The sequence below is a fragment of the Acidimicrobiales bacterium genome (assembly GCA_016794585.1).
In the GTDB taxonomy this organism is placed as follows: domain Bacteria; phylum Actinomycetota; class Acidimicrobiia; order Acidimicrobiales; family DATDAH01; genus JAEUJM01.
The window spans coordinates 36,254-48,408 of record JAEUJM010000040.1 but is presented as its reverse complement, the minus strand read 5'-3'; the positions used below and the strand labels follow the sequence as shown (position 1 = coordinate 48,408).

The window sequence follows — 12,155 nt, the reverse complement described above, 5'->3', positions numbered from 1 at the left end:
AGTGCTCGTGAAGGGCAAGCGAGGGGCGTTCGTCCTCCTGCTCGGTCTCGTGGCCGTCTCGCTCGTGGAGGCTGGAAAGGCGACGGCCGCCGGCCCGCCGACGATCGAGCGGGTGAGCGTCAGCGACGCCGAGGCGCAGGCGGGTGGGGAGTCCCGCGACACGCCGGCGATGTCGGCGGACGGACGATACGTGGCGTTCACCTCCGGCGCGCTGGACCTCGAGCCGCCGCCGGTGGGCCAGCCGCGCGGCGTCTACGTGCGGGACACGATGCAGGGGACGACCGAACGGATCAACGTCACCCACGACGGCGGGCCCGCGAATGACGTGACGGACTTCGACGTCGGCATCTCCGCCGATGGCCGCTTCGTGGTGTTCACGTCACGAGCGTCGAACATCGTCCCTGGCGACACCAACGGGAGGCTCGACGTGTTCGTCCGCGACCGCCAGTTGCAGACCACCGAGCGGGTGAGCGTCAGCAGCACGGGCGTCGAGGCGGCGGCAGACTCCAACCACCCGGTGATCTCCGCCAACGGCCGGTTCGTCGCGTTCGGCTCGTACGCCTCCACCTGGTCGCCAGAGGACACGGACACCAAGAAGGACTTCTACGTCCGTGACCGGGTGGCCCGGACCACGTCTCTGGTCAAGGTTCGTCCCTCCGGGGTGAGCCACAGCGTCAACTACGAGGCGGTGACCTCCATCGCCGATGACGGACGGACCCTTGCCCTGTATACCGACTCGAAGCTCAGGTCGGACGACACGAACGGCCGGGTCGACGCCTACCTCATCGACCTCGTCGCCCACACGAACCTCCCGCTGAACCGATCGGCGACGGCGTTCGGCAACGGCCGGTCCTCCAACGCGCAGGTCTCCGCCGACGGGCGCTACGTGGTGTTCGAATCGGAGTCGTCCAACCTCGTGACGGACGACACCAACGGGACGGGGGACGTCTTCGTCCGGGACCTGGTCGCCCAGGAGACCACGCGTGTGTCCGTCAACGGTGCGGGCGGTCAAGGCAACGGCCACTCCGGCTATCCGGCCATCTCCGCGGACGGTCGTCACGTCGCCTTCCGATCGGCGGCGTCGAACCTCGTCGTGGACGACACGAACGCCGCGTTCGACGTCTTCGTGCGCAACCTGGCCACGGGCGCGACCCGGCGGATCAGCACCGACGCGGCCGGCGTGGAGGGCAACGGGGTCTCGGAGTCGCCCGTGATGTCGGCGGACGGCCGCGCCGTCGCCTTCACCTCGGACGCGACCAACCTCGTGCCCGACGACACCAACGCCACGACCGACGTGTTCCTCGTGCGGACCCCGGTGAGCGGCAACCCCGCGGTGCAGTTCACCAAGGCCGCCGTGCAGACCTCGGTGCTGGCCGGTGCGGTCATCGAGTACACGCTCACGATCGCGAACACCGGGGACGTGCCCCTGACCGGGATGGTGATCGCCGATCCCGCGGCCCTGGACTGCGCCGGCCCGGTGCCCGACCTCGCCGCCGGTGCCGAGACGGCGGTCGAGTGCAGCTACACGACGACACCCGACGACGTCGGCACCTACACCAACGTGGCCACGTTGGCCACCGAGGAGCTGCCGCCCGCCGCCTCGAACGCCGTCGGTGTGTCGGTCGTGGCCGCACCGGCGTTGGCGGTGACCGCGTCGGCGGATCAGGACGAGGTCTCCAGCGGTGACGTGATCGACCTGTACGTCACGGTGACGAACACGGGCAACGTGCCCGTGACGAACGTCGTCGTCGACGACCCCAGCGCACCAGCGTGCGCGACGACCGTCCCGTCGCTCGCGGTCGGCGCCGCCCAGGTGGTCTCTTGCGCATACACGACGACGCCCGACGACGTCGGCACTTACACCACCGTCGCCTCCGCCCGGTCGGACCAGACCCCGTCGGTCAGCTCCGATCCCGTCGAGGTGACGGTCCACATCCGACGCCAGCCCGATCTCAAGGTCCGTCGCCATGGCGGACCACGGATCGGTGACGACGTCTACGGCGGGGCCGCCGCCGACCAGGCGGTGGTCGTCGAGCGGCCGGCCGGAGGCGCGGCAGAATTCTTCTTCTCCGTGCAGAACGACGGCCACCGCGCCGACCGGTTCACGATCGACCGGGTTGAGCCGGGTCGGCGAGCGGTGCGCTTCTACGCGGGCCGCTCCGACCGCGACATCACCGACGAGGTGCTGAGCGGCACATACCGGACGGCCCGACTCGTCGTTGGCGCCTCGTCGACGATCCGCCTCGAGATGGCGGTGCCGCCGACGGCGGCGTCGGGGGCCGACCGGCCGGTGACGCTGCGGGCCACGATCTCCGGCTCGCCGGGGACAGTGGACACGGCGAGGGCGCTGGTGCACGTGCGCTGAGCGCGTGCCAGGGCGCTAGGAGGGGGCGTCGGGCCGGAAGGCGTCGAGGAGGCGTCGCGCCGCGGTCGTGGGGGAGAGGGTGCCGGCTGTCACCTGGGCCTCGAGCTCGGGCGCCAGCCTCACCACGGCGGGGTGGGAGTGCACCGCCTCGCTGAGGCGGGCCTGCACGTCGTTCCACATCCACGCGGCGGCCTGGCCCGCGCGCAGCTCGGTCAGGCGGCCCGACGCGGCCCAGTCCGCGCGCAGACCGGCCACGGTGTCCGCGACCTCGGCGATGCCCTCGCCGGCCAGCGACGAGCAGGCCAGCACGGGGGCGGCCCCAGCGCCTTCCTTCGGGCGCAACAGCTCGAGGGCGTGGCGGTAGTCCCCTGCGGTGTGGCGGGCAGTGGCGGCGAGGTCGCCGTCGGCCTTCGTCACCACGAGGACGTCGGCCAGCTCCATGATCCCGCGCTTGATGCCCTGGAGGTCGTCGCCGCCTCCGGGCCCGACGAGGAGCACGAACACGTCGACGAGGTCGGCCACCGTGCCCTCGGACTGGCCGGCGCCGACGGTCTCGATGATCACGACGTCGAAGCCGAAGGCCTCGCAGAGGGTGACGGCCTCGCGGGTGCGCCGGGCCACACCACCGAGGGTGGCCCCCGACGGGGAGGGGCGGATGAAGGCGTCCGGGCTGGAGGCGAGACCGGGCATGCGGGTCTTGTCGCCCAGGATGGAGCCGCCCGTGCGCTGGCTCGACGGGTCGACGGCGAGGACAGCCACCTTGTGGCCTGTCTCCACGAGGTGCAGACCATACGCCTCGATGAAGGTGGACTTGCCCACACCGGGGCTGCCGGTGATGCCGACCCGCAGGGCGCCGCCGGCGTCGGCCACCAACTCATCGAGGAGCGCGGCGGCGCGCTCCTGGTCGTCCGGGCGAGACGACTCGACGAGGGTGATGGCACGCGCCAGTGCGCGCCGATCCCCCGAGCGGATGCCCGCGGCGAGCTCGTCGACGCCTTGGGTCATCGTGCGCTCAGCCACTCAGAGCAGCGCGAGGACCTTGGCCGCAGCCTTGGGGATGTTGGTCCCAGGGCCGAAGATGGCGGCCACGCCGGCGGCCTCGAGGGCCTCGTAGTCCTGCGGGGGGATCACGCCGCCGCACACGACCTTGATGTCGGCGCCGCCGGCGTCGGCGAGGGCCTGCACCAGCTGGGGCACGAGGGTCTTGTGCCCGGCGGCCTGGCTCGAGACGCCTACGACGTGGACGTCGTTCTCGACGGCATCACGGGCCACCTCGGCCGGGGTCTGGAAGAGCGGGCCGACGTCGACGTCGAAGCCCAGGTCGGCGAACGCGGTCGCGATCACCTTGGCGCCCCGGTCGTGGCCGTCCTGGCCCATCTTCACCACGAGGATGCGAGGTCGGCGGCCCTCCTCCTCGGCAAAGGCGTCGATCTCGGCGCGGATCTGGGCGAAGCCCTCGTCCCCTTCGTAGGCGCCGCCGTACACCCCGGAGATGGTACGGACCTCGGCCTGGTGGCGGCCGAACACCTCTTCCATGGCCGCCGACATCTCGCCGACCGTGGCCCGGGCCCGGGCGGCGTCGACACAGAGGGCGAGGAGGTTGGCGTCGCCGCGGGCCCCCTCGGTGAGGGCGGCGAGCGCGGCACGGCAGGCCTCGTCGTCACGCTCGGCGCGGAGCCGCTCGAGGCGGGCGACCTGGCTCTCGCGGACCTTGGTGTTGTCGATGTCGAGCACGTCGACCTGCTCGGGGTGCTCGGCGACGTACTTGTTGACGCCCACGACCACCTCGTCGCCGCGGTCGACCCGCGCCTGGCGGCGGGCGGCGCTCTCCTCGATGGCGAGCTTCGGCATGCCCGAGGCCACCGCCTTGGTCATGCCGCCGAGCTCCTCGACCTCGTCGATGAGGGCGCCGGCCTTCTCGACCAGGGCGTTGGTGAGGGCTTCGACGTAGTAGCTGCCGCCCAGGGGGTCGACCACGTGGGTGACGCCGGTCTCCTCGGCGAGGATGAGCTGGGTGTTACGGGCGATGCGGGCCGAGGCGTCGGTGGGCAGGCCCAGTGCCTCGTCGAAGGCGTTGGTGTGGAGGCTCTGGGTGCCGCCCAGGACGGCGGCCATGGCCTCGTAGGCGGTGCGGATGACGTTGTTGTACGGGTCCTGCTCGGTGAGGGACACGCCCGAGGTCTGGCAGTGGGTGCGCAGCATCACCGAGCGGGGGTCCTTGGGGCCGAACTGCTGCATGCGCTCGGCCCACAGGATGCGGGCGGCCCGCAGCTTGGCCACCTCCATGAAGAAGTTCATGCCGATGGCGAAGAAGAACGACAGGCGGGGGGCGAAGGCGTCGATGTCGAGCCCGGCGGCGAGGGCGGCCCGCACGTACTCGAGGCCGTCGGCGATGGTGAAGGCCAGCTCCTGCTCGGCCGTGGCCCCGGCCTCCTGCATGTGGTACCCGGAGATCGAGATGGAGTTCCACTTCGGCATGTGCTCGGCCGTGTAGCCGATGATGTCGGCCACGATCCGCATGCTCGGCTCGGGCGGGTAGATGTAGGTGTTGCGGACCATGAACTCCTTGAGGATGTCGTTCTGGATGGTTCCGGCCAGCTGCTCGGTGGCCACCCCCTGCTCCTCGCCGGCGGCGATGAAACAGGCCAGGACGGGCAGCACGGCGCCGTTCATGGTCATCGAGACGGACATCTGGTCGAGGGGGATCGAGTCGAAGAGGATCTGCATGTCCTCGACCGAGTCGATGGCCACACCGGCCATGCCCACGTCGCCCTCCACCCGCGGGTGGTCGCTGTCGTAGCCGCGGTGGGTGGCGAGGTCGAACGCCACCGACAGGCCCTTCTGGCCGGCGGCGAGGTTGCGCCGGTAGAAGGCGTTGGACTCCTCGGCGGTGGAGAAGCCGGCGTACTGGCGGATGGTCCAGGGCCGGTTGGCGTACATGGTGGCCCGCACGCCGCGCACGTAAGGGTGGGCGCCGGGCAGGGTGCCCAGGCCCTCGACGCCCTCGAGGTCGGCCTCCGTGTAGAGGGGGGCGATGTCGATGCCCTCAGGGGTGTGCCACGTCAGCGTGTCGGGGTCGGCGCCCTTGAGGTCCTTGCTGGCGGCCGCCCGCCACTCGTCGAGCCGCGCCTTGGCCTGATCGGCGCCTTCCTGGTCCTGATCGTCCATGGGGCCAGCGTACGGTTTGGGGTGGTGCCGCCCGAAGTCGACCTCTTCGCCTTCGAGGGCGTCCGTCTCGTCGTCGACGGCGCCACCGTGCTCGACGGCGTCGATGCCCGCCTCCCCGACGACGGACTGACCGCCATCGTGGGCCCGTCGGGGTCGGGGAAGTCCACCCTGCTGCGCCTCTGCAACCGGTTGGAGGTGCCCACCGAGGGCACCGTCCGGTTCCGGGGCGACGACCTGGCCGCCCTCGACCCGCTGGCGCTGCGCCGGAGGGTGGGCATGGTGTTCCAGCGCCCCACGCTGTTCCCCGGGACGGTGGCCGACAACTTGGCGGTGGCTGAGCCGGCGATCGGTGAGGACGCCGCCGCCGACGCTCTGCACCGGGCGGGGCTCGACCGCTCTTTCCTGACCCGCACGGCCGACGACCTGTCCGGCGGCGAGGCTCAGCGGGCCTGCCTGGCCCGCACCCTGGTGACCGAGCCCGAGGTGCTGCTCATGGACGAGCCCACCTCGGCCCTCGACGCCGACAGCACCCACGTGCTCGAACGTCTCGGGCGGGACCTCGCCGACGCCGGCATCCCCGTCCTGTGGGTCACCCACGACCTGCACCAGGTGGACCGCATCGCCGACCGCCGCCTCCGGGTCGAGCAGGGTCGCGTGGTCGAGGGCGGTGACCCGACGTGACGTCGCTCGCGACGGTCCTCGCCGCGTCCTCGTCGGACCCGGCCGGCGACGTCACGTGGGCGGGCCTGGCCGCTTCGCTGCTGCTGGTGGCGGTGGCCGTCGGCCTGTCCTGGTGGCGGGGCTACGGCCTCGAGCGCTCGATCCTCTGGGCCTGCCTGCGCGCCATCGTGCAGCTCCTCGCCGTCGGCGTGGCCCTCACGGTCATCATCGACCCCGACGCCCCGCTGTGGCTGTCCTGGGCCTGGGTGGTGTTCATGGTCGGCTTCGCGTCGGTGGTCGTCACCCGCCGTGCCCCCGAGGTGCCCGGCCTCCTACCCATCGCCCTGGCGGCGACGGGCGCCGCCGCCGTGGTCAGCCTCGGGGTGATCTTCGGGTTCGGGATCTTCCCCGTCGAGGGGCGGGCCATCGTCCCGCTCGCGGGGATGATGATCGGCAACTCGATGACGGCCACCGTGGTCGCCTCGCGCCGGGTGGTGGGGGAGCTGGGCGACAAGCGCGACGAGGTGGAGGCCCGCCTCGCCCTCGGCCAGCCCTGGCCCGTCGCCTCCCGCCCGTACACCCGCTCGGCGGTGCGCACCGCCCTCATCAGCCAGATCGAGACCACCAAGGCCGTCGGCCTGGTCTTCCTCCCCGGCGCCATGACCGGCCTCATCCTCGCCGGCGTCGACCCCGTCGACGCGGTGCTGGTGCAGGCGGCGATCATGTTCCTCATCCTGGGCTCGGCGGCCACCACCGTCACCGTCGTGAGCATCGGCCTGACGAGAAAGCTCTTCACCCCCGACCACCGCCTCGTCCGCCTCACCCGCCGGGCGGGCTGAGCCGCACCGGTAGGCTGCCCGCCGTGGCGACCAGGCTCGTGATCATCGGTGGAGGGCCCGCGGGCAATCAGGCGGCCACCCAGGCGGCGAAGCTGGGCGCCGACGTCACCATCATCGAGCGCGACATCATCGGCGGAGCCGCCCACCTGTGGGACTGCATCCCCTCGAAGGCCATGATCGCCAGCGGCGGCGCCCTGTCGCAGCTGCGAGCGGCCCGGGGCATGGGCCTCACTGAGGTCACCGCCAGCCTCGACTCCGAGGCCCTGCGGGTGCGCAACGCCGACATCGAGGCCCGCCTCGAACGGTCCATCACCGGTCTGCTCGAGAGCCAGTCGGTCCGCCTCATCCGGGGCACCGGCCGCCTCGTCGGCACCCACGAGGTGGTGGCCGACACCGAGGACGGCCCGATCGAGCTCGAGGCCGACGCCATCCTGCTCAGCACGGGCAGCCGCCCCCGCATCCCCGAGTGGGCGCCCATCGACGGCGACCGGGTGCTCACCACCCGCGATGCGTACCCGCCGCCGACCATGCCCGAGCACCTCGTGGTGATCGGCTCCGGGGTCACGGGCGTCGAGTTCGTCCACATGTTCTCGTCGTTCGGCTGTGAGGTCACGCTGATCGTCAGCCGTCAGCAGGTGCTGCCCCGCAAGGACCCCGAGGTCGCCGCCGCCCTCGAGGAGAACTTCATCGAGCGGGGCGTGAAGCTGCTCATGGGCGCGCGCGCCGAGGGCATCGACGTCACCGACGAGGGCATCACGGTCCGCTGCGATGACGGTCGCCGCCCGAGCGGCTCGCACGCCCTGCTGGCCATCGGCTCGATCCCCAACTCCGACTCGCTCGGGCTCGAGACCGCCGGCGTGGTCACCGACGGCGGCTACGTCACCGTCGACCGCCACTGCCGCTCCAACGTCCCCCACATCTACGCCGCCGGCGACCTCTCCGGGAAGCTGCCGCTGTCGTCCGTGGCCTCGATGCAGGGCCGCAAGATCGCGGAGCACGTCATGGGCCTCCAGGCGAGGGCGCACAAGCACCTCGACTACGACAAGGCCGCGTCGGCCATCTTCACCGAGCCCGAGATCGCCGACGTGGGCCTGGCCGAGGCCGACGCCTTCGCCGAGGGCCGCAAGATCCGGGTCACCAAGGTGCCCTTCTCCTCCAACGCCAAAGCCCTCATCCTCGACGACCCTCGCGGCTTCGTGAAGATCCTCTCCGACCCCGCCACCGGGGTGGTGCTCGGCGGTTCGATCGTCGGCCGCAACGCTGCCGAGCTCATCTCGGTGATCGCGCTGGCGGTCACGGCCGGCCTGCGGGTGAGCGACATCCACGAGAGCCTGCTGGTGCACCCCGCGCTGGCCGAGGCGCTGGCGGAGGCCGCGGAATGAGCGGCGGGACGGGTGGGGCCGGCGAGGTGCCGGGCGACGACGACTCCCTCGAGGGGTGGGAGCGCGACTGGAGCGATCCCGACGAGGAGCTGGCCGCGCTCGGCGCGGACGAGGAGGGCGAGGTCCCCCTCGACGACGAAGGGCGCCCGTTGTCCGGCCGCGGCGCCATCGCCCCGGTCTGGCAACGGGCCATCGCCCGCCTCATCGACGTGTTCATCGTCTTCAACGTCGCCGGCCTGTTGACCGTCGTCGTGGTGAGCCCCGCCGAGGGGGACAGCAGCGTCCTCACCTTCATCGTGGTGCAGACGGTCTTCCTGGCGTGCGCCGGTGCCTACGAGGCAGGGATGGTGGCGTGGCGGGGCCAGACCCTCGGCAAGATGCTGCTGCGCCTCCGGGTCGTGCGTCGCTCGGACGGCGGTCGGCCCACGCCGGGCGAGTCGGCCGTGCGCTTCTTCCCGTGGCTGTGGCTGTTCGTCCCCTTCGTGGGGCAGTTCCTCTGGATCGTCATGTACCTGACCGCCATCCCCAACGCCCGCCGCCAGGGCTGGCACGACAAGGCGGCATCGACCCTGGTGGTGGTGGCCTGATGACCTCGATGGGCAAACGGCCGCCTGAGCCGCAGGTGCCGGCGGTGATCGACGAGGACGAGGACCGGCGGACCTACAACAGCTTCATCATCCTCGGCTCGGCGCGGTCGGGCACGACCCTGCTGGCCCAGTGCCTGAACGCCCACCCCCAGCTCGTCGTGCCCGACGAGACCGACTTCATCGTCCCCACGGCGTTCCTGATCGACCGCATCCCCGACCCGGTCCTCGGCCGCCGGCTGGTCACCGAGCTCATCTGCGGGTCGGCGCGCTACGCCGACAGCATCGGTCGGTACCTCACCCCCGACCGCGTGCGAGAGGTGGTCGAGCTGGCCGAGTACACCGTGCCCGGCGTGATCGTGTCGCTCTACAACGAGGTGGCGCGGGTGGCCGGCGTGCGGGTGGCGGGGGACAAGTCGCCCAACGACCTCCAGTTCATGCGCATCCTGCTCGACAACCGCCTGTTCATGTTCGTCAAGGTCATCCACATCGTGCGCGACGTCCGCGACGTGATGGTGTCGATGCACAAGCTGGGGTGGATCCCTCGCCTGCGCTACGGGTACCCCCGCTTCTGGTCCACGGACAACATCTTCGCCAGCAACCGCCTCCAGGGCTCGGACGAGCGCTACCACTTCCTCCGCTACGAGGATCTCGTGCGCGACCCCGAGACCGAGTTGGCGGCCTGCTGCGCCCACCTCGGGCTGGACTACGACCCCGCGATGGTCGACGTCGAGCGCCGTCAGCAGGCCTCGAACCACCCGGACATGCCCCACCACGCCCGCACGTTCGGCGCCATCGACCAGGCCGGGATCGGCGCCTACAAGGAGGCGTTCGACGAGGAGTCGCTCGCTCACGCGGAGCGCCTCGGGGCCGAGGGCCTACGTCGCTTCGGGTACCTGCCGTGAATGGTGGGCCGCCCGCGCGGTGCCGTAGCCTGTGACGATCATGTGTCGTTCAATCGAGGGCCGCGCCGCGGCCCGGGTCGGCTGACCCGTGGCCTCCGCGACCGCACCCGCCGGCGTCAAGCTCTCCTCGAAGCTCCCCTTCGTCGAGTTGTGGACGTACCGCACGCTCATCGTCAACCTGACCGAGCGCGAGTTCAAGGCGAAGTACAAGAAGAGCGTCCTGGGCTGGCTCTGGTCGCTCCTGAACCCCCTGTCGACGCTCGCGGTCTTCACCCTGGTCTTCGGCACCTTCCTCGGCGGCCAGGCGCCCGAGTCGGCCAACGGCACCACGCTCTTCGCGGTCTACCTGTTCTCGGGCCTCGTCGTGTGGAACATGTTCGCCAACACGGTGAACGGCTCGATCCAGGCGCTGAACATGAACGCCTCGCTGCTCAAGAAGGTGTACTTCCCGCCGGAGTGCCCGGCGGTCGCCAACGTGTTGGCGGTGCTGGTCCAGGCCACCATCGAGACCGGGATCTTGATGCTGGTCCTGATCCTCCTGGGGAACTTCTCGTGGACGTTCCTGCTCTGGCCGGTGCTCGTGGCCCTGGTCATCGCGTTCTCGATCGGGCTCGGCCTCGTGCTGAGTCTCGCCAACGTCTACTACCGCGACGTCGAGTACCTGATCTCCATCTTCATGCAGCTGCTCTTCTACTGCACCCCGATCGTGTGGAACGTGAACGTGGTGGGGGCGAAGGAGCTCGGGCCCTTCAGCATCGCCACCTTGTTGAAGTTCAACCCGATGGCCTCCTACGTGGGGGCGGCACGCGACCTGGTCTGGTACCTCGAGGTGCCGTCGCTCAACCGGTGCCTCGCCTGCCTGGCCTGGGCGCTGCTGTCACTCGTGGTCGGCTGGTACGTCTTCCGGGCCAAATCCCTCAACGTGAGCGAGGAGCTGTGAGCGCCTACGAGCCGGGGTCGCCGGCGATCCAGGTCGAGCACGTCTCGAAGGACTTCCGTCTCTACAACGAGAAGCCCATGCACCTGAAGGACCGCGTCACCCGCGGCTCCAAGGCGCGCTACGAGATGTTCAAGGCGCTCGACGACGTGTCGCTGACCATCCCCCACGGCACGATGTACGGCCTCGTGGGCCACAACGGGTCGGGCAAGTCCACCCTGTTGCGGATGATGGCCAACATCTACCGGCCGACGAGCGGTCGGGTCGTCACCCACGGCCGCATCTCGGCGCTGCTCGAGCTGGGCGCCGGCTTCCACCCGCAGCTTTCGGGCCGGGAGAACATCTTCCTCAACGCCTCCATCCTCGGCCTCGGCCGGCGCGAGATCGCCAGCAAGGTCGACGAAATCATCGAGTTCGCCGGCCTCGAGAAGTTCATCGACACCCCGGTGAAGGTGTACTCGAGCGGCATGTACGTTCGTCTGGGCTTCTCGGTGGCGGTCAACGTCAACCCCGAGATCCTGCTCATCGACGAGGTCATCGCCGTCGGCGACGAGGCGTTCCAGCGCCGTTGCTTCGACCACCTCTACTCCCTGCGCCAGAAGGGGGTGACCATCGTGATGGTCACGCACAACATGGGCCTGGTGCAGACCATGTGCGACAACGCCGCGTGGCTCGAGAAGGGCAAGCTCCTCCACGAGGGCAAGGCCGTCAAGGTGACCAAGGAGTACCTGAAGAAGGTCAACGACCAGGAGGGCGAGCGCCTGGGCGAGGCCGGTGGCCGCAAGGTCGGCGCGCTGGGTCGCCCGTCCGGCACCGGCGAGATCAAGATCGAGAAGGTCGATTACATCAGCGCCCGCCTCAAGCCCACGCCGGTGGGTGCCACCGGTGATCCGCTCGTGGTGCGCCTCCACTACTCCTGCACGAAGCCGGTCGAGAACCCGGTGTTCAAGCTGGGCTTCCACCATGACGGCGGCGCCCTCGTGGGCGAGCCCAGCACGAAGCTGGCGGAGTTCGAGACCGGCACCCTCGAAGGCGAGGGCACGATCTACTACAAGATGCCGTCCCTGCCCCTCGTGCCGGGCGACTACCACCTCAGCGTCACCGTCACCGACAGCCACTCGCTGCACCGCTTCGACCACCACGAGCGTGAGTTCCTGCTCCATGTGCAGCCGGGCCGCAGCAACGAGAAGGCCGGGTTCGTCGACCTCGGCGGCGAGTGGACCTTCCCCAAGCACACCGGCACCGCGAAGGCGGGCCTGGCGGCCGCCAGCGCGTCCTCCCGTGCCACGGAGGAGAAGGCTGTCGGCTGACCCCG

At 70.6% G+C, this 12,155-nt stretch carries 10 protein-coding genes; 8 read left to right on the top strand and 2 right to left on the bottom strand.

Going from position 1 to position 12,155, the window contains the following annotated elements; translation table 11 throughout:
* Positions 1-7 precede the first annotated feature (7 nt).
* Positions 8-2,365: a PD40 domain-containing protein gene (locus JNK12_18770; GenBank protein ID MBL8777989.1), complete on the top strand. Its 2,358-nt coding sequence runs from the start codon at positions 8-10 to the stop codon at positions 2,363-2,365.
* A 15-nt stretch (positions 2,366-2,380) separates the two neighbouring features.
* Here JNK12_18770 and meaB read toward each other — a convergent pair whose 3' ends face one another.
* Together meaB and scpA are read right to left on the bottom strand one after the other, a co-directional pair.
* Positions 2,381-3,385: a methylmalonyl Co-A mutase-associated GTPase MeaB gene (gene meaB, locus JNK12_18765; GenBank protein MBL8777988.1), complete on the bottom strand. Its 1,005-nt coding sequence runs from the start codon at positions 3,383-3,385 to the stop codon at positions 2,381-2,383.
* Positions 3,386-5,533 carry a methylmalonyl-CoA mutase gene (gene scpA, locus JNK12_18760; protein MBL8777987.1) on the bottom strand — a complete coding sequence of 716 codons (2,148 nt, stop codon included), beginning with the start codon at positions 5,531-5,533 and terminating at the stop codon, positions 3,386-3,388.
* A 24-nt stretch (positions 5,534-5,557) separates the two neighbouring features.
* Here scpA and JNK12_18755 point away from each other — a divergent pair, with 24 nt between their 5' ends.
* The 7 genes from JNK12_18755 (at position 5,558) to JNK12_18725 (ending at position 12,150) form a co-directional block, all read left to right on the top strand.
* A complete protein-coding gene (locus tag JNK12_18755; GenBank protein MBL8777986.1) occupies positions 5,558-6,214 on the top strand; it encodes a phosphate ABC transporter ATP-binding protein in 657 nt (218 codons plus the stop codon).
* Positions 6,211-7,032 (top strand): iron export ABC transporter permease subunit FetB, encoded by an 822-nt coding sequence (fetB, locus tag JNK12_18750; protein MBL8777985.1) that lies wholly within the window; start codon positions 6,211-6,213, stop codon positions 7,030-7,032. Before JNK12_18755 ends, fetB begins: the two co-directional genes overlap by 4 nt.
* A 23-nt stretch (positions 7,033-7,055) precedes the next feature.
* Positions 7,056-8,414 carry an FAD-dependent oxidoreductase gene (locus JNK12_18745; protein MBL8777984.1) on the top strand — a complete coding sequence of 453 codons (1,359 nt, stop codon included), beginning with the start codon at positions 7,056-7,058 and terminating at the stop codon, positions 8,412-8,414.
* Positions 8,411-9,001 (top strand): RDD family protein, encoded by a 591-nt coding sequence (locus JNK12_18740; protein ID MBL8777983.1) that lies wholly within the window; start codon positions 8,411-8,413, stop codon positions 8,999-9,001. Before JNK12_18745 ends, JNK12_18740 begins: the two co-directional genes overlap by 4 nt.
* A gap of 44 nt (positions 9,002-9,045) precedes the next feature.
* The gene (locus JNK12_18735; GenBank protein MBL8777982.1) at positions 9,046-9,903 is read left to right on the top strand and encodes a sulfotransferase; all 858 of its coding nucleotides are present in this window, start codon (positions 9,046-9,048) and stop codon (positions 9,901-9,903) included.
* Positions 9,904-9,991: 88 nt separating this feature from the next.
* A complete protein-coding gene (locus JNK12_18730; GenBank protein ID MBL8777981.1) occupies positions 9,992-10,843 on the top strand; it encodes an ABC transporter permease in 852 nt (283 codons plus the stop codon).
* Positions 10,840-12,150 (top strand): ABC transporter ATP-binding protein, encoded by a 1,311-nt coding sequence (locus JNK12_18725; GenBank protein ID MBL8777980.1) that lies wholly within the window; start codon positions 10,840-10,842, stop codon positions 12,148-12,150. Before JNK12_18730 ends, JNK12_18725 begins: the two co-directional genes overlap by 4 nt.
* Positions 12,151-12,155: the final 5 nt, after the last annotated feature.

What these genes read in the sequence shown, in the direction of transcription:
- scpA (MBL8777987.1), bottom strand. Translation starts at nt 5,533, where the DNA reads ATGGACGATCAGGACCAGGAAGGCGCCGATCAGGCCAAGGCGCGGCTC.
- JNK12_18740 (MBL8777983.1), top strand. Translation starts at nt 8,411, where the DNA reads ATGAGCGGCGGGACGGGTGGGGCCGGCGAGGTGCCGGGCGACGACGAC.